22 protein-coding genes are annotated in these 18672 nt (G+C 68.0%); 10 read left to right on the forward strand and 12 right to left on the reverse strand.

Translation table 11 applies throughout. The features are described 5' to 3' along the window. Positions 1-43: 43 nt before the first annotated feature. The 3 genes from HJ588_RS16880 to HJ588_RS16890 form a co-directional block, all read right to left on the reverse strand. Complete coding sequence (locus HJ588_RS16880) at positions 44-1198, reverse strand: class I SAM-dependent methyltransferase (protein ID WP_171157782.1); 1155 nt, start codon at positions 1196-1198, stop codon at positions 44-46. 15 nt (positions 1199-1213) lie between these two features. Continuing rightward, positions 1214-2674, reverse strand: coding sequence for a M1 family metallopeptidase (locus tag HJ588_RS16885; RefSeq protein WP_171157784.1), 1461 nt, complete (start codon positions 2672-2674; stop codon positions 1214-1216). Positions 2675-2774: 100 nt separating this feature from the next. After that, complete coding sequence (locus tag HJ588_RS16890; protein ID WP_171157786.1) at positions 2775-2933, reverse strand: hypothetical protein; 159 nt, start codon at positions 2931-2933, stop codon at positions 2775-2777. A gap of 185 nt (positions 2934-3118) precedes the next feature. On the opposite strand from HJ588_RS16890, the gene HJ588_RS16895 reads away from it, so the two are divergent. Next, complete coding sequence (locus tag HJ588_RS16895) at positions 3119-5437, forward strand: ATP-binding cassette domain-containing protein (protein ID WP_343036807.1); 2319 nt, start codon at positions 3119-3121, stop codon at positions 5435-5437. A gap of 59 nt (positions 5438-5496) precedes the next feature. Here the strand turns inward: HJ588_RS16895 and HJ588_RS16900 are convergent, their stop codons facing one another. Then, on the reverse strand, positions 5497-6597 hold the full coding sequence (locus tag HJ588_RS16900) for an NAD(P)-binding domain-containing protein (protein ID WP_343036771.1): 1101 nt from the start codon (positions 6595-6597) through the stop codon (positions 5497-5499). Between the two features lie 60 nt (positions 6598-6657). After that, a complete protein-coding gene (locus HJ588_RS16905) occupies positions 6658-7221 on the reverse strand; it encodes a protein-L-isoaspartate O-methyltransferase family protein (RefSeq protein WP_171157790.1) in 564 nt (187 codons plus the stop codon). 105 nt (positions 7222-7326) lie between these two features. On the opposite strand from HJ588_RS16905, the gene HJ588_RS16910 reads away from it, so the two are divergent. Together HJ588_RS16910 and HJ588_RS16915 are read left to right on the forward strand one after the other, a co-directional pair. After that, positions 7327-7962 (forward strand): hypothetical protein, encoded by a 636-nt coding sequence (locus HJ588_RS16910; protein ID WP_171157792.1) that lies wholly within the window; start codon positions 7327-7329, stop codon positions 7960-7962. Positions 7963-7972: 10 nt separating this feature from the next. Next, the gene (locus HJ588_RS16915; protein WP_212756120.1) at positions 7973-8347 is read left to right on the forward strand and encodes a hypothetical protein; all 375 of its coding nucleotides are present in this window, start codon (positions 7973-7975) and stop codon (positions 8345-8347) included. Here the strand turns inward: HJ588_RS16915 and HJ588_RS16920 are convergent, their stop codons facing one another. Then, positions 8348-9100: a peptidylprolyl isomerase gene (locus tag HJ588_RS16920; RefSeq protein WP_171157796.1), complete on the reverse strand. Its 753-nt coding sequence runs from the start codon at positions 9098-9100 to the stop codon at positions 8348-8350. An 85-nt stretch (positions 9101-9185) separates the two neighbouring features. On the opposite strand from HJ588_RS16920, the gene arr reads away from it, so the two are divergent. From arr to HJ588_RS16945, 5 genes are all read left to right on the forward strand, one after another. Then, a complete protein-coding gene (arr, locus tag HJ588_RS16925; RefSeq protein WP_171158550.1) occupies positions 9186-9602 on the forward strand; it encodes an NAD(+)--rifampin ADP-ribosyltransferase in 417 nt (138 codons plus the stop codon). A gap of 76 nt (positions 9603-9678) precedes the next feature. After that, positions 9679-9933 (forward strand): type II toxin-antitoxin system Phd/YefM family antitoxin, encoded by a 255-nt coding sequence (locus HJ588_RS16930; protein ID WP_171157798.1) that lies wholly within the window; start codon positions 9679-9681, stop codon positions 9931-9933. Continuing rightward, the gene (locus tag HJ588_RS16935) at positions 9930-10355 is read left to right on the forward strand and encodes a PIN domain-containing protein (protein ID WP_171157800.1); all 426 of its coding nucleotides are present in this window, start codon (positions 9930-9932) and stop codon (positions 10353-10355) included. Before HJ588_RS16930 ends, HJ588_RS16935 begins: the two co-directional genes overlap by 4 nt. Positions 10356-10385: 30 nt before the next feature. Next, positions 10386-10637: a type II toxin-antitoxin system Phd/YefM family antitoxin gene (locus HJ588_RS16940; protein ID WP_171157802.1), complete on the forward strand. Its 252-nt coding sequence runs from the start codon at positions 10386-10388 to the stop codon at positions 10635-10637. Further along, on the forward strand, positions 10634-10897 hold the full coding sequence (locus tag HJ588_RS16945) for a Txe/YoeB family addiction module toxin (RefSeq protein ID WP_171157804.1): 264 nt from the start codon (positions 10634-10636) through the stop codon (positions 10895-10897). Before HJ588_RS16940 ends, HJ588_RS16945 begins: the two co-directional genes overlap by 4 nt. Positions 10898-11482: 585 nt before the next feature. Here the strand turns inward: HJ588_RS16945 and HJ588_RS16950 are convergent. From HJ588_RS16950 to HJ588_RS16960, 3 genes are read right to left on the reverse strand one after another with little or no spacing between them, the layout of a single operon-like run. Then, positions 11483-11920, reverse strand: coding sequence for an SRPBCC family protein (locus HJ588_RS16950; RefSeq protein WP_171157806.1), 438 nt, complete (start codon positions 11918-11920; stop codon positions 11483-11485). A gap of 4 nt (positions 11921-11924) precedes the next feature. Beyond that, positions 11925-12827: a phosphotransferase gene (locus tag HJ588_RS16955; RefSeq protein ID WP_171157808.1), complete on the reverse strand. Its 903-nt coding sequence runs from the start codon at positions 12825-12827 to the stop codon at positions 11925-11927. A gap of 4 nt (positions 12828-12831) precedes the next feature. Then, positions 12832-13710 (reverse strand): GNAT family N-acetyltransferase, encoded by an 879-nt coding sequence (locus HJ588_RS16960; RefSeq protein ID WP_171157810.1) that lies wholly within the window; start codon positions 13708-13710, stop codon positions 12832-12834. Between the two features lie 357 nt (positions 13711-14067). Between HJ588_RS16960 and HJ588_RS16965 the strand changes: the two genes are divergently transcribed. Continuing rightward, positions 14068-14598, forward strand: coding sequence for a nitroreductase family protein (locus HJ588_RS16965; RefSeq protein ID WP_171157811.1), 531 nt, complete (start codon positions 14068-14070; stop codon positions 14596-14598). A gap of 23 nt (positions 14599-14621) precedes the next feature. Here the strand turns inward: HJ588_RS16965 and HJ588_RS16970 are convergent, their stop codons facing one another. The 3 genes from HJ588_RS16970 to HJ588_RS16980 all read right to left on the reverse strand — a co-directional run bounded on the left by HJ588_RS16970 (position 14622) and on the right by HJ588_RS16980 (position 17853). After that, positions 14622-16184, reverse strand: a complete 1563-nt coding sequence (locus HJ588_RS16970; protein WP_171157814.1) for an HNH endonuclease signature motif containing protein — start codon at positions 16182-16184, stop codon at positions 14622-14624. Further along, positions 16174-16353, reverse strand: a complete 180-nt coding sequence (locus HJ588_RS16975; RefSeq protein ID WP_171157816.1) for a hypothetical protein — start codon at positions 16351-16353, stop codon at positions 16174-16176. The genes HJ588_RS16970 and HJ588_RS16975 overlap by 11 nt, the downstream gene beginning before the upstream one ends. Positions 16354-16533: 180 nt before the next feature. Next, positions 16534-17853, reverse strand: a complete 1320-nt coding sequence (locus HJ588_RS16980) for a glutaminase (RefSeq protein ID WP_171157818.1) — start codon at positions 17851-17853, stop codon at positions 16534-16536. A gap of 98 nt (positions 17854-17951) precedes the next feature. On the opposite strand from HJ588_RS16980, the gene HJ588_RS16985 reads away from it, so the two are divergent. Beyond that, entirely contained in the window at positions 17952-18665 is a 714-nt protein-coding gene (locus HJ588_RS16985) for a VOC family protein (protein WP_171157820.1), read from the forward strand. Positions 18666-18672 lie beyond the last annotated feature (7 nt).

Raw genomic sequence — 18672 nt, forward strand, 5'->3', positions numbered from 1 at the left:
GCGCGGCGGTTTGTCCGGGACCAGCCTGTCACGGCACGGCTGCTCAGGCTGCGTTGCGTTCGAGCCGGACGAGCACCTCGTGGTGCCGGGTCTGGGGAAACATGTCGAACAGTCGCGCCTGCCGCACCCGGTATGACGGCATCGCGGCCAGGTCCTTGGCGAGCGAGGTGGCGTTGCAGCTGGAATAGATCACGTGCGGCACCGCGGAGCGCTCGAGTTCCGGGGCGAGGCTTCCGATCCCGCGCCGCGGAGGGTTGACGATGACCAGGTGGCTCGCTGCGCCGCCGGACATGATCTGTCGGTGTGCATCGCCGACGCGGAAATCGATGTTTCCCAGAGGGTTTCGGTCGGTCAGCTCCGCGGCGCTCAGCCGGGCCGACTCGACGGCCTCCGCCGACGATTCGATGCCGAGCACCTCGGCGGGATGGTCCGCCGGCGTGCCGGCCGCGTGCAGGGCGAAGCCGCCGACTCCGCAAAAGAGGTCGGTGACCGTGCCGGGGGAGATGTCGCGCGTCCACTCCCGGGCCTGCCGGTAGAGTCCGCCGGCGACGAGGGTGTTGGTCTGGAAGAAGCTCGCCGGGCGCAGGTGCAGGGTGAGGTCGTTGACCGGCATCGGGAGGCTTTGCTGCTCGGTGAGCACGATCTCGGTGTCACCCTCCAGCACCACCTTGTGCTCGGGCAGCAGGTTGGCGGTGACGACCCGCGCCCCCGGCACCGCGTCGATCAGCTCCGGCAGGGCGCGCTCGAGTCTCGGGAGCTGCCCGGGCGACCGGAGCACGAAGCGGATCATCGACTCACCGGCCGGGGAGTGCGTGATCAGAAGGTGTTTCAGCTCTCCGCTGCGTCGCGGCACGTCGTATGGCGTGAGCCCCAGCTCGGCGACGAACTCGGTGAGCCGGCCGATGGTCTCGTGCAGTCCGGGCTCGTAGAGGCCGCACTCACGCAGATCGACGCCGCGGCCGGCTTCGTCGAGGATGCCGAAGGTCGGTGACGTGCGGGTGCCACCGACCACCAGCTTGGCCTTGTTGCGGAAGTGCGACTCGGGACCGCAGAAGGGGGTCAGCCAGTGGTCGGTGGCGACGACGTCGTGCAGCTGAGCGGCTACCGACGCCTGGAGGTCGGCGACCTGTGCGTCATACGGCCGGCCCATGAGGGTGCACGATCGGCACGCCTCGGCGTCGAAGTAGTCGCAGTGCACGACACCATTGTCGGACTACCGCTTGTCGGGCGCGAACAGCGGCGCCGCCGCTGCGGCCTGCTTGGTGGCCGGGCGCTGGAACGGTCCGAACCAGATGTACTTGTCGGCGGGCTTGGTGCGTCCGTAGACCCACGCCTGGAAGAACTCGGTCACGTCCTTCTTCGCGACCTTGCCGACATACCGCTCGAACTCCTGCATGGAGGTGTTGCCGCCCTTGTGCAGCTGGGTGTAGGTGCGCAGCACAGTGAAGAACGCGGCATCGCCGATGTAGCGGCGAAGCGCCTGCAGGAAGAGCGGCCCGCGGGTGTAGGAGTTGCTGAACTCACGACCGGCGCCCATGTCCCACAACGGATTTGACCAGAACCGTTGACTGTCCGCGTAGCCGGCCATCTCCTGGGAGTATTCGGCGTCGAGGTTCTCGCCGTTCTTGTCCTGAGCCCACAGCCACGTGCCGTATGACGCGAAGCACTCGTTCATGCAGACGTCGCGCCAGGTGTCGACCGACATCGTGTCGCCCCACCACTGGTGCCCCTGCTCGTGCACGATCGTGTCGAGATCGGCCCATGCCGCGTAGATCGGGCGGGTCTGCGTCTCGAGCGAGAAGCCGATCCGGTCGGCGACGAAGATGCCGCCACCGGCGGACTGCGGGTAGGGCCCGAAATAGCGCTCCAGCAGGTCCAGCACCTCGGGCAGCCGCTTCTCGTCGGCCATCTTGCTCTCCGCGCCCGGCGCGAAGGCGGACACCAGCGGGGTGCCGTCCTTGCGCTTCTGCTTGAGGTAGGTGAACTTGTCCACCGCGATGGTCGTCAGGTAGCCGATGATCGGGTCCTTCTCGACCCAGGTGTAGGTGGTGTTGGCGCCGGCCTTCCTGGCCGGCTGCTCGATGCCGTTGCTGATCACGCTGTACTCGCTCGGCACCGTCGCCTTGAGCGTGAAGGTCGCCTTGTCCCGGGTGGTGTCGTTGACCGGATACCAGCCGGCCGCCGAGTGCGGTTCGTTGGCGGCGAACGCCCCGCCGGTCACCGAGGTGTGCCAGCCGGAGTTGTCGTCCAGCCCGGAGCTCTCGATCGGCACGCCGTGATACTTCACCCGCACGTTGAGTTGCTGTTTCTTGCCGAGCGGAACGGCCGGTGAGACGACGAGTTCGTGGACGCCGGAGCGCGTCCATGACGCCTTCTTGCCGTTGACCGTCACCGAATCGACCTGCAAACCGTAGAGATCGAGGTTGAACTGCGTCAGCTTCTGCGTCGTCGTCGCCCGCACGGTCGTGTCGCCATACAGCATCTTGGTGGCGGGGGTGAAGTTGACGCCGACGTCGTAGTGCTGCACGTCGTAACCGCCGTTGCCGTCCATCGGGTAGTACGGGTCTCCCGCTCCGGGTGCGCCGATCGCACCCGCGGCCTGCGCACTGCCGGACGCCCCCAGGGCCAGAGCGGTGGTGGCGGCGAGAGCGCCGACGACGATTCGTGTTCGCATGCATTCCTCCCTTGAGCCGGCCGGGTCAACCCGGCCTGTGGTGCTCGCGACGCTACTCGTGGCCCGGCTGCGAATGGGATGAGCGAAGGTAAGCGAATCGTCAAGAAATACGGGTGAGTTCGCCCCATACGACCGTACTGGTCAGCTGGAGAGTGAGCAGGCCGTCATCCTCCGCGAGCGGCTCCGCGAGCCGTCGGATCTCGGCGTCGAAGGCGTCCACCTCGTCGGCATCGATCAGTTCGCGGGCCAGCGAACTCACGTCGTGGTTGGGGCAATGTCCGCATCCTCACCCATCCTCGCTCGTCGGCGTGGTCGTTCGCTGCGATCGGTGGCACGATCGAGCACGTGAGTCCGACGAAGACCGCCAAGTCCGCGCCAGCCAAGTCCGCAGCCAAGTCCGGGTCCGCCGACCGTCCAACGGCCGACAGCCACGATGTGATCCGGGTGCACGGTGCCCGGGAGAACAACCTGAAGGACGTCGACGTCGAACTGCCCAAGCGCCGGCTGACGGTCTTCACGGGGGTTTCGGGCTCCGGCAAGAGCTCCTTGGTGTTCGGCACGATCGCCGCCGAGTCGCAGCGACTGATCAACGAGACCTACAGCGCGTTCGTCCAGGGCTTCATGCCGACGCTCGCCCGGCCGGACGTCGACGTACTCTCCGGTCTGACGACGGCGATCATCGTCGACCAGGAGCGCATGGGATCCGACCCACGATCGACCGTCGGCACCGCCACCGACGCGTTGGCGATGCTGCGAATCCTCTTCTCCCGATTGGGAAAGCCCTACATCGGGTCCTCGCGTGCCTTCTCGTTCAACATCGCGTCGATCAGCGGCGCCGGTGCGGTGACCGTCGAGAAGGCCGGCCGCACGGTCAAGGAGCGACGCGAGTTCAGCATCCAGGGCGGCATGTGTCCGCGCTGCGAGGGGCGCGGCAGCGTGACCGACTTCGACCTGACGGCGCTGTATGACGAGAACCTCTCGCTCAACGACGGTGCGCTGAAGATCCCGGGTTACAGCATGGACGGCTGGCAGGGACGCATCCTGCGCGGCTGCGGATTCTTCGATCCCGACAAGCCGATCAAGAAGTTCACCAAGCGGGAGCTCGACGGCCTGCTGCACAAGGAGCCGACGAAGATCAAGGTCGACGGCATCAACCTCACCTATGAGGGTCTGATCCCCAAGATCCAGAAGTCGATGCTCAGCAAGGACCGCGAGTCGATGCAGCCGCACATTCGCGCATTCGTCGACAAGGCAATCACGTTCACCACTTGCCCCGAGTGCGACGGCACGCGCCTCAACGCAGAAGCGCGGTCCTCGAAGATCAAGGGCATCAACATCGCCGACGCCGCGGCGATGCAGATCAGCGACCTTGCCGAGTGGGTGCGAGCACTCGACGACTCGTCGGTGGCGCCGCTGCTCGAGGCGCTGCGTGAGACGCTCGACTCGTTCGTGCAGGTGGGCCTCGGTTACCTGAGCCTGGACCGGCCGTCGGGCACGTTGTCCGGGGGAGAGGCACAGCGCACCAAGATGATCCGGCATCTCGGGTCATCGCTCACCGACGTCACCTATGTCTTCGACGAGCCGACCATCGGGCTCCATCCGCATGACATCCAGCGGATGAACGAGCTGCTGATCCAATTGCGGGACAAGGGAAACACGGTGCTGGTCGTCGAGCACAAGCCCGAGGCGATCGCGATCGCCGATCATGTCGTGGACCTCGGGCCGGGTGCGGGCGGTGACGGTGGCCGGGTGGTCTTCGAGGGCACGGTCGACGGTCTGCGCGCGAGCGACACCCTGACCGGCCGGCACCTCGACGACCGGTCGGCTCTCAAGGACGCGGTGCGCGAGCCGACCGGTGCGCTCGAGGTGCGTGGCGCCGATGCGCACAATCTGCGCTCGGTGGACGTCGACATCCCGCTCGGGGTGCTGTGCGTGATCACCGGTGTGGCCGGGTCCGGCAAGAGTTCGCTGATCAACGGATCGGTGTCGTCGCAGGACGGCGTGGTGACGATCGACCAGTCGGCGATCCGCGGGTCGCGGCGCAGCAATCCCGCGACCTACACCGGGATCCTCGAGCCGATCCGGAAGGCCTTCGCGAAGGCAAATGGCGTGAAACCCGCACTGTTCAGTGCAAACTCGGAAGGAGCGTGCCCCAACTGCAAGGGGGCAGGCGTCGTCTACACCGACCTGGCGATGATGGCCGGCGTCGCGACGCCGTGTGAGGTGTGCGAGGGCAAACGGTTCCAGCCCGCGGTGCTCGACTACACCTTCGGCGGCAAGGACATCAGCCAGGTGCTCGCCATGTCGGCGGAGGAGGCGGAGCGCTTCCTGGGTGAGGGCGACGGCCGACTGCCGGCAGCGCACAAGATCGCGGAGCGCCTGGTCGACGTCGGGCTCGGCTATGTCACCCTCGGTCAGCCGCTGACCACTCTGTCCGGCGGAGAGCGGCAGCGCCTGAAGCTCGCCAGCCAGCTTGGTGACAAGGGCGACATCTACGTGCTCGACGAGCCGACCACCGGCCTGCACCTCGCCGATGTCGAGCAGCTGTTGAGTCTGCTCGACCGCCTGGTGGACTCGGGCAAGTCGGTCATCGTCATCGAGCACCACCAGGCGGTGATGGCTCATGCCGACTGGATCGTCGATCTCGGACCCGGGGCGGGCCATGACGGTGGTCAGGTGGTGTTCGAGGGCACTCCGGCGGAACTCGTCGCGCAGGCGAAAACCCTGACCGGACAGCATCTTTCGTCATACGTGAAGAAGTAGGGCGGAATGCTCGAGGGGCCGGTTGGCGAGTCTCGGCGTTACTGGATCGACATCGCGGATCAGGCGATCAGCCCGGCCGACTCGTCCCGCGCACCGCGCAGGTAACGCCGCACCGCGGTCGCGGCGGCGCGGCCGGCGCGATTGCCGCCGATCGTGCTCGCCGACGGGCCGTAGCCGACCAGCTGGACACGCGCGTCGAGTGCGGCCGTCGTGGCGGCCTGCGGTCCACCGTGTGCCGGCATCTCCAGGGAGATGCCACCGCGCGGCGAACGCAGGTGCAGGGGTGCGAGATGTGCGACAGCCGGCCGGAAGCCAGTGGCCCACAGGATGACGTCCACTTCCTCGAATCGTCCATCGGCCCAACGGATTCCGTCCGGCTCGATGCGTTCGAACATCGGGCGCCGCTCATATGCACCGAGACGAGCCGCCTCTGCTTCCTGCGGACGGAGGGCAAGGCCCGTCACGCTGACGACACTTGCCGGCGGGAGTCCCTGCGTCACTCGCTCCGCGACAGCCGTGACGGCGTCGAGTCCTGCTTCCGGTGAGAAGCCCTCGGTGCGCCACACCGGCGGGCGACGGGTCACCCAGATCGTGTCGGCGACCGGCGCGAGCTCGCCCAGGAACTGTATGGCGGAGGCCCCACCGCCGACCACGACGACGCGTCGCCCCGCGAGATGCTCCCGGCCCGGGTAGTCGGCGGTGTGCCACTGCTCCCCGGCGAAGGACGCCTGGCCGGGGTAGCGGGGGATGAAGGGCCGGCTCCAGGTGCCGGTCGCGTTGACGAGCGTGCGGCTGCGCCATACCCGATCAGCGGAGCTGATCCGCAGGAGTGCGGGGTCGTCGGGATCGTTGCGCACAGCGTCGACCTGCACCGGCCGAACCACCGGAAGGCGTTGGTGCTGCTCGTATTCGGCAAACCACGACGGTATGACGACGTTGGCGCGGTCCGCGGAGCCACCCGGCGCCGGCGCGTCCGGCAGGTCGGCGACGCCGTGCACGTCCAGCATCGTCAACGAGTCCCACCGGTGCTGCCACGCCCCTCCGGGGCCAGCATCGGCGTCGAGCACGACGTGGTCGATGCCGAGCCGCTTGAGATGGTGGGACGCGGACAGCCCCGCCTGGCCGGCACCGATGACCAGCGCGTCGAGAACTTCCGTCACGCTTGGTGGAACGCCCGGATGGCGGCCGATATGCCCGTGGTGCTGATGCGCTGGCCGCGCTCAGTCGATCAGCGGCACGAAGGAGTAGCGGCCGTGCTCACTTCGCGCGATGTCGCCACTCGCCGAACGCGTGACGCGCAGCATGACGTTGTCGACCGGGATGACGAGCACGCCTTGCGAATCGAGTTGATTCACAAGAGTTTCCGGCAACTTCGCAGCTCCCGCCGACACCAGAATGCGGTCGAACGGCGCATCCCGGGGGAGTCCGAGCATCCCGTCCGTGGCAGCTTCGATCGTCGCCCAGGGCTGTCCCGTCCGTTCGAGAGCGGCCGATCCGGTGGTGACGAGTTCGGGGACGCGCTCGACACCCCGCACCCGGCCGGTGACGCCGGTCAGGTGAGCCAGCAACGCGGTGGTCCACCCGGATCCCGACCCGACGTCGAGCACCCGCTGGCCGGGCCGCACGTCGAGCAGCCGGAGCATGTCCTCCACGGTGCGGGGTTGGGAGTTGGTCTGGCCGTGCCCGATCTGCAGTGGTCCGTCGTATGACGCCCGGGTGCGCACCTCGCTCGGGAGAAACAGCTCCCGGGGCATCGCCGCGAACGCGGCCGACACGCGGTCCATTGACCCAGCGTACGGCGATCGCCGGGGCTGAGTAGTGCGCGCGGTGAAGCTTAAGACGATTTACTTCAATAAGATCAATTAAGGATAGATGCTACATTGGTGACTATGAAGTCTCTCATCGTCATCACTGCGGACCAGATCGGCAGCCGCCGTGGGGTGGCGCCGGCGGCGGAGACTCTCGCACAGCTGCGACCGGTCGTGCGCGGCCGCGGCGCGCGCGCCTTTGCGCAGCAGGCGGGCGACGAGATCCAGGGACTGCTCGTGGGGTCGGAGCAGGCGATCGAGGTGGTGGAGACGTTGTCGCGCGTAGGGGAGTGGCGCATCGGCATCGGTCTCGGCTCCGTGGATGCGCCGGTGCCCCGCGATGTGCGCACGGCGAACGGCGCAGCTTTCGTCGCGGCGCGGCAGGCGCTCACGGCCGCCCGATCCGCACCGCAGGACCTGTGCGTCGATGCGGCCGTGCCGGGCGTGTGCGAGGTGCACCAACTGCAGACGGCGTTGTGGCTGCTGCGCACGTTGTGGCGCCGGCGCACGACCGCCGGCTGGGAGGCGGTCGCCGCGGCGCGAGAGGCGGCCGATCAGCAGACGGCTGCAGCTGCGCTCGGCATCACCCCGTCCGCGCTGAGCCAGCGCCTGCGCGCTGCGGGGCGGGAGGAAGGCGCTGCAGGTCGCCGCCTGGCGATCGAACTCCTCGATGCGGCACGGAGCCGCCTGGACGACGTCGTCGGTGTGGACGATTAGGTTCGGAGTCATGGTGGACGCACTTGTGATCGCCGGATGCGGCCTTGCCGCGGTCGTGCTCGGCGCGGTCGCGACCATCGGTGTCTTCCGTCTCGTCGAGGCGAGCGGATCGCAGGACGCGACCCACTCGTTGCAGGATGCCGGGTCGATCCTGCGCGGCGGGATGTGGATCGGCGCGCTGGAGCGCGTCGCGATCTACGCGGGCCTGGTCGCGGGCTGGCCGGAGGCGATCGCGATCGTGCTCGCCGTCAAGGGCCTCGGCCGCTATCCGGAGCTCAAGTCGGGCGACCAGCCGGCGGTGGCGGAGCGATTCATCATCGGCACGTTCGTGAGCGTGCTGTCCGCGTGCGCCTGCGCGGGTGTGGCGCACGCACTGGTGGGCTGATCACCGTCCGCTCTTGGCCCGTTCGATGATCGTGGTCAGCTTGGGGGAGCCGTCCTCCGGTGTGCCGTCGGCGCCGGGGTCGATGCCGCCGGCGGCGACCTGATCGAGCACCTTCATGCCTTCGGGTGTGACGTGGCCGAAGACGGTGTAGTCGGGCCGGAGCCGCGAATCGGCATACACGAGAAAGAATTGGCTGCCGTTGGTGTCCGGGCCGCCGTTCGCCATCGCGAGTGTGCCGCGCGGGTAGACCTTGCGGCTGCCGTCGGGGAAGCCGGGCCAGTTCGGCAGTGCGTTCGCCGCGCCGAGTTCGTCCTTGAATGAGTAGCCGGGGTCGCCCCAGCCGGTGCCGAGCGGGTCGCCGCACTGCAACACCGAGAGGGCGTATGGCGGTGTCTGGTATGCCGTGAGCCGGTGGCACCTGGTGCCGTCGTAGTACTTCTGGTGCGCGAGGAACGTCATGCTGCGCACTGCGCACGGCGCCGCGGAACGGTCGAGCACCAGCGGTATGTCGCCGCGGTTGGTCTTCAGTGTCAGCGTCGAATTGCCTTGTGTGGTAGCAGTTTTCGGATCCGGGGGGAGTCCGACGAAGGTCGAGTAGGTCTGGTCGGCAAGCGGAGTGAAGGCGCACGCGCCACTGGTGGGCGTGCTCGGCACCGCCGGCTTGGCGCCGTGCGACGCGGCGGTGGCAGCCGGTGTGATCGCGGCGGCAAGGGCGAGGACGCTGACCGCGGTGGCGGACTTCCAGACGTGCATGACGGGCTCCTTCGGTGGGATTTCGTCAGTGTGCTCCGATTCGGGTGCCGGTGGTGGTTTGCCGTGCGCCATATATTTGGCTCCCGTGAGCGACGTATTGGATGAGGGGCCGTTCTTTCATGGCACGCGGGCAGCGCTGCAGGCCGGCGATCTGCTGACCGCCGGCTTCCGGTCGAACTATCGACCCGAGATCGTGATGAACCACATCTACTTCACGGCGTTGCCGGACGGCGCCGGGCTGGCCGCCGAAATTGCTGCCATGCATGATGATTCGTGGCAGCCGCATGTCTACGAGGTCGAGCCGACGGGGGAGTTCGAGAACGACCCGAACGTCACCGACCGGAAGTTTCCCGGCAACCCGACGCGGTCCTATCGCAGCACCGAACCGCTGCGTATCGTGCGCGAGGTGGACGACTGGCCTCGCCTCACACCCGAGGCGCTGCAGGTATGGCGGGAGCGGCTGGCGGCACTGCACGAGAGCAACGCGGAGATCATCAACTGAGCCGGCACGTTATCTGGTGACTGCGCACTTGTGGCTATATATTGGATAGTGAATATAGCCACAAGGAGTTTTGCCCATGGAGATCGGTGTTCGGGAGCTTCGCGATGGCCTCAGTCGGCATCTGGCGTCCGTGCGTGATGGTCATCCGATCACGGTGACTGACCACGGCAGACCGGTTGCCCGGATCGTGCCGATGGATGGTCCGACGCCGTTGGAGAGCCTGATCGCCGAGGGCAAGGTAACACCGGCGGCTCGGCGCAGGCGGCCTCGGCCGAAGCCGGTTTCGACGGGTGGGCGGGTCAGCGACCTGGTGGAACAGCAGCGTCGGTGATCGTCTATCTGGATACGTCGGCGCTCGTGCCGCTGATGATCGCGGAACCAACGTCGGATGCCTGCGGAGAGTTCTGGGACCTGGCCGACCGGGTCGTCTGCACACGGCTGGCCTACGTCGAGGCTGTGGCGGCACTCGCCATGGCGGAGCGGATGGACCGGGTCTCCAGTCGCCAGGCCTCGCGAGGTCGAGCCGTCCTCGACGAGCTGTGGCTCGATATCGACGTGGTCGAGTTGGGGCCCGAGCTCATGGCCGCCGCAGCCCGTCAGGCAACGGTTCACGGCCTACGTGGCTACGACGCAACACACTGCGCCGCTGCGGTCAATGTCAACGATCCGGAGCTGGTCGCCGTGTCCGGCGACAAGCGTCTGCTGTCGGCGTGGCTGACGGAAGGCGTTGCTGTCGGTGATGTTTCGGCGTGAGGTACGCTTTTCTGTACGGAGGTGAGCACGATGAAGACCATGAGCTACACGGAGTCGCGGGCGCGCTACGCCGAGGTGCTCGACTCGGTCGTCGAGGACCGCGAAGAAGTCGTCATAACACGCGCCGGCCACGATCCGGCGGTGATCGTGTCTTTGGACGACTACGAGTCGCTCAAAGAGACCGCCTATCTGTTGCGCAGCCCGGCGAATGCGCGTCGCCTGTTGGCGTCCATCGATGAGCTCGAGTCCGGAAAGGGTGTCGAGCGGGAGCTGCAGAGGTGAAGGTCGTCTTCAGCGCGGGCGGCTGGGACGACTACCTCTGGTGGCAGCGCCAGGATCGCAAACTCCTCAAACGGATCAATCACCTAATCCAGGACATCGCGCGCAACGGCAACGACGGGATTGGCAAGCCAGAGCAACTGAAACACGGCTTTCAGGGCTACTGGTCCCGACGCATCAACGACGAGCATCGATTGGTCTACAAGGTCGTCGATGACGAGTTTCGCATCGCTGCTTGCCGGTATCACTACGAGGCGCCCTAGGGCTCGTATGACGGGGTGGGCGAATGCTCGTGTGCTCCTCCAGTGCACCGTGAACTATCGCCGATAATCTACATTATGTCAACTGACGTATCGTGAACATTCTGCCGACGACCGGGTCTGTTGGTGGCAGCTGCGACCATGAACCGGTGAGTTTGCTCGTGACCGTCCCCTACTCTCCGGCTCCGAACGCCGACGCTGACCTCGAGCGCGATTGCAGTGCGGGCTCAGACGGAGGACGCGAACGATGACCGGGTGTTTCACTGATTCAACGTCGCGGTTGCGAATTGGTCCGGACAAGCGCACGTTGCACCTCAAGTTCCTTGGCACCTCAACGAAGCTCTGGTGCGTCCTCACTCCGAACGGCAGGCTGTACACACGCATGAGCCTGTTGAGTCACGCCGACTTCGTCGACTCGCAGTCAGCTGGAAGCTACAGCACTGCGTACCGGACGGCGTTGCGGCGCTGGATAACGCTCGTCGGAGGCAGGCGCGAACTCAGGCGCTCAGCCGAGCCGGCTCGTCATTCGGCGGCCAACTGAAACCTGTTCCGCACCCAGGTCCTCGCTGCTGCTCACGCGCTGACCGGTCAGCCGGCCTCGACCAGGGCAGCGAGCCGGTCGATCGACGCCTGCAGCCTGTCCGGCGTCGTCCATTCGGCGCGGGCAATCCGCTTCTCGTCGGTCAGCCGGGTCCAGTCGTAGGTGTGCGTCACCGTGGCGCCCGACGCGGTCGGCTCCAGCTCCCACCGCCACAGATGCCCGGGCGGCTGCTGTCCGGGCTCGGCCGGGGTCCATGCGATGAGCCGCCCCTCGTCGAACTCCACCACGTGATTCTCCCGCACCTGGCCCTTGGTGGTCGTCATCTCGAAGATGTCCCCGACGGCCGAAACCCGTTGCCCGCTGGGCGCTTCGGCGAGGTTGTCGTTGCCGTCCCAGCGCGGCTGGAGTGTCGGGTCGGCGATGAACTCGAAGATGTCTGCAGGTGTCGCCCGGATCTCCCGGCGGGCAGTGACGACGCGATCCATGGCGTCATTCAAGCACCACGACCGAGCGAAGGTATGCGTTCAGTCGCTCCCCCAGCACGTATGGCGTGAGCTCCGGGCGACCCAACTCCCGCCAGGGTGTCGAGATCTCGCGCAACTCCTCGGATGCGGCCAGCACGTCACGCACGAGCCAAAAGCGTCGCGCACCCGGCTCGGCGGCGAGGGTGCCGCCTGCTCGCTCGTACGCCTCGACAAATCGCAACCCCCACGCGGAGCCGTGCAGCAGCGCGAGGTTGGTTGCGCAGTGCGCAACATCGAGATCGGCCGGACCCCAGCATCCGGCTGCCCAGTCGACGACCCCGGTGAGACGCTGCGCATCGTCGAAGAGCACGTTCCCGGGCTGGAAGTCGCGATGCAGCATCCTCCCCTCGTATGACGGCGCCGGCGCACGGATGAGGTTCTTCGCAGCCGACCACAACCGCGTCTCGGCGCCCGTGGGTACGACCGCGCTCTCCGCGGTGCTCAGCGTCTCGAAGACCGGCAGCCGCTCCCCCGGATCCACCCGGTGAATGTCCACGAGCCGTCGGGCGAGCTGAGCCACTCGCACCTCGATCCCGTTGTCTTCCAGTCGTGTTCGCCCGGGTAGACAGGTCATCAGGAGCGCCGGTCGTCCGCTGCGCGCACCGCTGGTGTCAACCGCGACGAGCTCAGGGGCTGGTATGTCCGTTCGACCGAGGAGGCGAAGCGTGTCGGCCTCGTCGCTCAGCAGTCGCTCGGCCCGAGGTCGGGAGACCCGGTCGTCATACAACCGCAACACCAACGCGCGCGAACTTCCTTCAGCGGAAACGATATTCAGCTTCCGCGCGACAGTGCTGATGCCTCCGTGCAGCACCTCACTGTGCGCCACCCACTCGTCCGGATGCAGGTGCTCGCGGACCCAGGCGTCCACCGGATCAGCTCGGACGACGGAAGTCCGGCACGTCTGGCTGCTGCACAAATCCGGCCGAGACGTATGCCGCGACTCCGCCGGTGTTCTTGCTCGGCGTGCACACCAGCACGCTCGACGCACCCATCTCCTGCAGCGTGGCGGCGGCCGCCAGGACGATCGCCCGCCCGTAACCGTGACCTCGGTGGTCGCGGTGTGCGCCGAGTGGCTCGATCAGGCCCGGCCGGCCTTCGCCCGCCGACCAGACGGTGGTGGCGGCGACCGCGACGCCGCCCTCGTCATACCCGATGAGACATCGCGCATTGCGGTAAGGCGGTGCGGTCGCCATCTGGTGCCATCGCTCGACGGTCAAGCCGGCGTTCGGGAACGACGCGCGGTGCACCTCGACCCGGGCACGCACGAGATCCTCCGGCGCGTGCCCGGCGTCCAGCGTCCGCAGGTGCAGGCCGTGATCCTCGACCGGCGCGGAAAGCTTGCGGGACAACGGGGTCCACGGTTCGTCGGCGTGCCAACCACGCTCGGTGAGCAGCTCACGCAACGCCGTGCCGAACCGTGCTTCGACCGCTCCCCCAGTCGCGGCGAGCACGCCGCTCGCCGGATCCGACAGGTCCGCGACCAACTGCTCGGCGACCTCCGGGTCGTCGTCCACGTCCGGGGCAAGGCCCATCCGGATGACGTCCTGGTCGTCCATGCCGATCGCGACGAGCTGCCCGGCCCGCCGCCACAAGCGCAGGCCGTCGAGGATCTGCGCCGCGCCGAGACTGAGGTTCCAGCCGAGGTCCCCCGGGTGGATCTGCACCGGATTGCCCTCGCGCTGCCACGAAGCCAGCGCGTCGACCGTCTCCTCCAGCGTGTCGACCGTCGCGGTCTCCAACGTGATCGCCATGCGCCCGATTCAACTCGCGCCGCGAGTCCGGTGCACCCGAATATTCGTCGACCGCCAGACGAATGCGACGTCCATATAATGAGACGGGCCGCATTCATGCGCCGTTCCCCCTTCACGTCCGGGGCCGGACGTCGCACGGTGAAGAGATGACCACTCTCCCGACCCCCGATCCCCCGCCGGCGCCCCCGACCCCGCAGGAGCCGCAACCGCCGGACCCGCCACAGCCTCCGCCCGAGCCCGGACCGTTCCCGACGCCGCCCGAGCCCGAGCCGCTGCCGACGTAGCCGGCGGATAGCCCCACCCAGCAGCCGGGCGCGGCCCACGCCCACGCCCGCGCCGACGCCATAGGGTCACGCCATGGACCTGTTGATGCCGGTGCTGCGACGGCGGTGGAGTCCGCGCGAGTTCGACCCGGACCGTGTCTTGTCGACCGACGAGACCGACGCACTGCTGGAAGCCGCACGCTGGGCGCCGTCGGCGGGCAACTCCCAGCCGTGGGCGTTCCACCCGGTGCTGCGCAAGTCCGCGCGATGGGAGGCGGTTGTCCCGCACCTGGCCGGAAGCTGCCTCCCCTGGGCCACCCAGGCCAGCCTGCTCGTGGTCAACCTCTGCCAGATGTATGTCGAGGGAACCGACTGGCAATACAGCGAGTTCGCGACCTACGACCTCGGTCAGGCGGTCGCGCACATGACGATCCAGGCGCATTCGATGGGCCTGGCCGGTCGGCAGTTCCGGGCGTTCGACAAGGACGCCTTGACTGCGGAGCTCGACGTGCCGCCCCACTGGGAGATCCTCACGATGACGGCGTTCGGGGCGGCGGCTCCGGGCGCGGTGCGCGACGCCGGGGCCGCGAGTCGCGCCGACTCGGTCAGCTGGCCCCGACCCTGAACCCGGACAGTCGCCGAACTCGGTCAATCGCCGGGATGCGTGAGGTAGCGGCGGCCGGACGGGCTCACCCAGGTGCACAGGCCATCCGCCGTCATCGTTACCCGCCAGGCGGTTTCGTGCTTTGCGCGATGGTGGTGTTTGCAGAGAGCTTCGAGATTGTCGGCGCTCGTCGACCCCGCCGGCCACGGGATGACGTGGTCCAGCTCGCACAACCAGGCGGGACGAGTGCACCCGGGAAACCGGCAGTGCTGGTCGCGGGTGCGCACGAAGCGGGCCAGCCCGGCGTGCGGGCGATAGGCGTGCGTGCTCGTCTCGGCCGTGGTGCCGGTGCGCGCGTCGACCAGCACTCGTGACACCGTCGTCCCCAATGCGCCGGTCAGCCCGCACACCACTCCGGCAGGTATGACGCCGACGCCCGGCACCAGCACATCGCGGACCGGACCGGTCCGGCGCGCACCGGTCGACGGCACAGCGCTCGACGGCACACTGGTCGACGACGTCGCGCGGCCGGCGGTGCACAGCGCGAAACCCGGTGGGCCACCGCGTGATTGGGCGGGTGAGTGAATCAGCACGGCGGGGAAATCCACCGGGTCATCCGGCGGCGGTATGTCGAGGTCGAGCTCCCAGACCGGCACGTCGTCGGGATAGCTGCCGGCAATCTCCCGCACGCCCCATCGGGCATCTCCACCGGCCAGCGCACCGGGCGGCAACACTCCGGTCGGGCTCGATGACGCCAGGTCGAAGAGCAGACGCGTCTCGTCGGCGGTCGGCGCACCCCACGCATTATCCGGCTCGGCCACACTCGGGCCGTCGACGACGGCCGTGCGGGTGGTGGCCGCATCGGGCCGCGCACCTGCGTCGGCCTCGACCGGGACCTGGAACGTCAACCGGGTCGACACCTGCGCGTTGCTCAGCAGCAGATCGGTGAACGCGTCGGCCCGGCACTGGTGCATGCCCTTGTCGGTCGTGGTGTCCTGGTGCCACTGTCGAGCGAGCTCGGTCACTGCGGCCATCACCGTCGCCGCTGTCTGTGTCGGCAGGGCAGCACGGATGGTGGAAAGCCCCGGCTCCCAATGCTCTTCGCACGTCACGTCGATGCGTCGTGCCCGCCGCGCCGCAGCGGCGCGATCTGCCTCGACGGCGTCTGCGTCGGTCAGCAGCCGGCGTGCCCTGCGGGCGAGTTTGGTGGACGTCAGTGTCGCTGGGTCCTGGGTGACGAGGGCGTCCTCGACTGCTGCGATCGCCTGCTCCGGCGCCGCGGACACGACATCGGTGACAGCCGTGAGCTTTCGGCTGTCGAGCATCCCTTCGGCGGTCTGCGCGAACAACCGCGGTGTGCAGGTGATGGCCGCGACGGAGTCGTTGATGCGGTCCTGCACCTGGCGGTCGGACCAGCCGAGACGAACGCCGAGGTCGACCGGCAGCCACTCCGACTGGAATTCGCCGATCGGATGGGTGATCTCGCGCTCCCTGCCGGTGCCGATTTCGACGACCGACTCCACGGCGGCCAGCTGGGCAACGCGGGCCGACTGCGCCGCCCAGGCGGTGTTCTGCACCCGCTGCGCGACCTCGATCTCAGCCGTCAATGCCTCCGAAAGCGGCCAAGGCTCGGTCTCGTGCGCCGCCGTCCGCAACGACGGTGCCCTCGCGTGCGCGGTCGAAGGCAGCTGCCACAAGCTCGTGCGCTGCCGCCAGCAGTTCCGTCGAGGTCGCGTGCGCCACCCGGCGGGACCGGAGCAGCGGGTGCGTGGACATGCCTCTATCGTACAGGTGTACGAATGACTGGACAACCCGCGAAGAGCACGTATTTCTCGTGTTCCCAGCGCGATTCGAACGCGACACGACGTCTGCGATCAGCCGGTCTTCGATCAGTCAGTCTGCGATCAACCGGTCTGCGATCAGCCAGGCCGGTCGATCGATCGGGTGAAACGCTGCTCAGCGCTTCCGGCGCTCGACGGCGGTACGACGGCGCAACCGCTTGTGGTCGGCGAATGGCGCCAGGTCGGGCGAATAGTCCGGCACCGGCTGACCGGCGGCCGGCTTCGGCAGTCTGTCCTCCGGATCGAGCACGGTCACCGCGATGCCGTCGAGCTGGACGCGGCGGACGAGCTCGGCGAGCATGCGCTCGGCGACGTCGTTGAGCGAGTCGACCCGGCGTAGGTCCAGCACCAGTCGCTGGATGCCGTCGAGCTCGCCCTGCACGATCCGCAGCACGTGCTCTGCCGCGCTGAACTGGATGGTGCCCTGCAGGCTGAGCACCCGCACGTGGTGACCGCTCGGCGCCCGCAGGACCCGGTCGCGCCGCACCACCGATCGCGCGGGCTGCGGCGGCTCCATGATGTGCATGCCCATGTCCTTCGACATCCGCCCGCACAACCGCACCCCGCGCACGCTGGTGCCGTGCGAGTCGAGTCGCGGCGACAGCGTGGCGATCCCGATCTGACCGGGCAGCACACCGAGGATTCCGCCGGAAACGCCACTCTTTGCTGGGAATCCGATGGTCGTCATCCAGTCGCCGGCCGCGTCATACATCCCGCAGCTCATCATCACGCTGAGCACCTGACGCACGACGGCCGGCTCCACGACGCGCTGCCCGGTCATCGGCTGCACACCGCCGTTCGCGAGCGTCGCGGCCATCGCGGCGAGATCGCGGGTGGTCACCGAGATCGCGCACTGCCGGGTGTATCCGCGCACCACGTCCTCCGGCTCGATGTCGATGAGGTCGTAATTGCGCAGCATGTTGGCGATGGCGCGATTGCGGTATGCCGTGTCGAGCTCCGATGCGTAGACCTGCTCGTCGACGCTGAGGTCGCGTCCGGCGAAGTCGGAAAGCCCGCGCCGCACCAGCTCGAACCGCTCCTCCACCGACGCGGTGCCTCCGCCGATCAACGCGTGCGTCGTCAGGGCGCCGGCGTTGATCATCGGATTGCGCGGGCGGCCCGACTTCGCCTCCAGCGAAAGCTCGTTGAACGCCTCACCGCTCGGCTCCACGCCGACCCGCTTGAGCACCGCGTCGAGGCCCAGCTCGGCAATGGCGAGCGCATAGACGAAGGGCTTGGAGATCGACTGGATCGACACCGGCACGTCGGCGTCGCCCGCGTCATACCGCACCCCGTCGGTCGTCGCGAGACAGATGCCGAGGATCTCCGGGTCCGCGTCGGCCAGCTCGGGGATGTAGTCGGCCGTGGCGCCGGTGTTGGGCGCACCGCATTCGTCGAGGATCTGCTGGAGGTAGTCGGGGACCGGGGTCTGCATGCGCCCATGGTGTCAACTGGCGGAGCAGGCGCAAATCGATGCACCGCGCCCCGAATATCCGGTGGTGATCGCGGATGACCGCGACCTAAGCTCGAGCAGTGACACTCCGACTGGATGCGCTCGTCTGGGACGCCCTCGATCCCGAACGGCTGGCCGCCTTCTGGGCTGGTGTGCTCACGCCCGCGGCGTATGACGCAGCGAGCGACCGCGGCACGCTCCTTCCCAGCAACAGCAACGCGTTTCGCGTCCGCTTCCGCCGCACTGACCGAGTGAAGGTCGGTCCGAACCGGGCGCACTTCGACCTGACCAGCGACTCCCCCGAGCAGCAGCGCGAGACCGTTGAACGCGCGCTGTCGTCGGGTGCCCGGCGGATCGACGTCGGCCAGGGCGCCGATGCGCGGCACGTGGTGCTGGCAGACCCGGAAGGCAACGAGTTCTGCGTCCTACCGGCCGGAAACACGTTCCTCGCCGGCTGCGGCTTCGTCGGCGCTCTCGCCTGCGACGGGAGTCAGGCGGTCGGCTACTTCTGGCGGGACGCGCTCGGCTGGCCGTTGGTGTGGGACCAGGACGAGGAGACCGCGATCCAATCACCGGCGGGCGGCACCAAGATCACCTGGGGCGGACCGCCGGTTGCGGCCAAGGATGGCAGCAACCGTCTGCATTTCGACCTCACGCCGACATCGGCGTCCGATCATGACGCGGAGCTCGACCGGCTGCTCGCCCTCGGCGCGAGCCGGATCGACATCGGACAGCGAGATGTGCCGTGGACGGTGCTCGCCGACCCCGACGGCAACGAGTTCTGCCTGCGTTAACGCTGCT

The sequence above is a fragment of the Flexivirga aerilata genome, assembly GCF_013002715.1.
Lineage (GTDB): Bacteria > Actinomycetota > Actinomycetes > Actinomycetales > Dermatophilaceae > Flexivirga > Flexivirga aerilata.

Excerpts from the sequence above, each read along its gene's own strand:
- HJ588_RS16980 (WP_171157818.1), bottom strand. The coding sequence starts at position 17,853 with ATGCAGACCCCGGTCCCCGACTACCTCCAGCAGATCCTCGACGAATGC.
- HJ588_RS16965 (WP_171157811.1), top strand. The coding sequence starts at position 14,068 with ATGGACCTGTTGATGCCGGTGCTGCGACGGCGGTGGAGTCCGCGCGAG.
- HJ588_RS16910 (WP_171157792.1), top strand. The coding sequence starts at position 7,327 with ATGAAGTCTCTCATCGTCATCACTGCGGACCAGATCGGCAGCCGCCGT.
- HJ588_RS16975 (WP_171157816.1), bottom strand. The coding sequence starts at position 16,353 with ATGTCCACGCACCCGCTGCTCCGGTCCCGCCGGGTGGCGCACGCGACC.
- HJ588_RS16940 (WP_171157802.1), top strand. The coding sequence starts at position 10,386 with ATGAAGACCATGAGCTACACGGAGTCGCGGGCGCGCTACGCCGAGGTG.
- HJ588_RS16905 (WP_171157790.1), bottom strand. The coding sequence starts at position 7,221 with ATGGACCGCGTGTCGGCCGCGTTCGCGGCGATGCCCCGGGAGCTGTTT.
- HJ588_RS16885 (WP_171157784.1), bottom strand. The coding sequence starts at position 2,674 with ATGCGAACACGAATCGTCGTCGGCGCTCTCGCCGCCACCACCGCTCTG.
- HJ588_RS16960 (WP_171157810.1), bottom strand. The coding sequence starts at position 13,710 with ATGGCGATCACGTTGGAGACCGCGACGGTCGACACGCTGGAGGAGACG.
- HJ588_RS16950 (WP_171157806.1), bottom strand. The coding sequence starts at position 11,920 with ATGGATCGCGTCGTCACTGCCCGCCGGGAGATCCGGGCGACACCTGCA.
- HJ588_RS16930 (WP_171157798.1), top strand. The coding sequence starts at position 9,679 with ATGGAGATCGGTGTTCGGGAGCTTCGCGATGGCCTCAGTCGGCATCTG.
- HJ588_RS16915 (WP_212756120.1), top strand. The coding sequence starts at position 7,973 with ATGGTGGACGCACTTGTGATCGCCGGATGCGGCCTTGCCGCGGTCGTG.
- HJ588_RS16920 (WP_171157796.1), bottom strand. The coding sequence starts at position 9,100 with ATGCACGTCTGGAAGTCCGCCACCGCGGTCAGCGTCCTCGCCCTTGCC.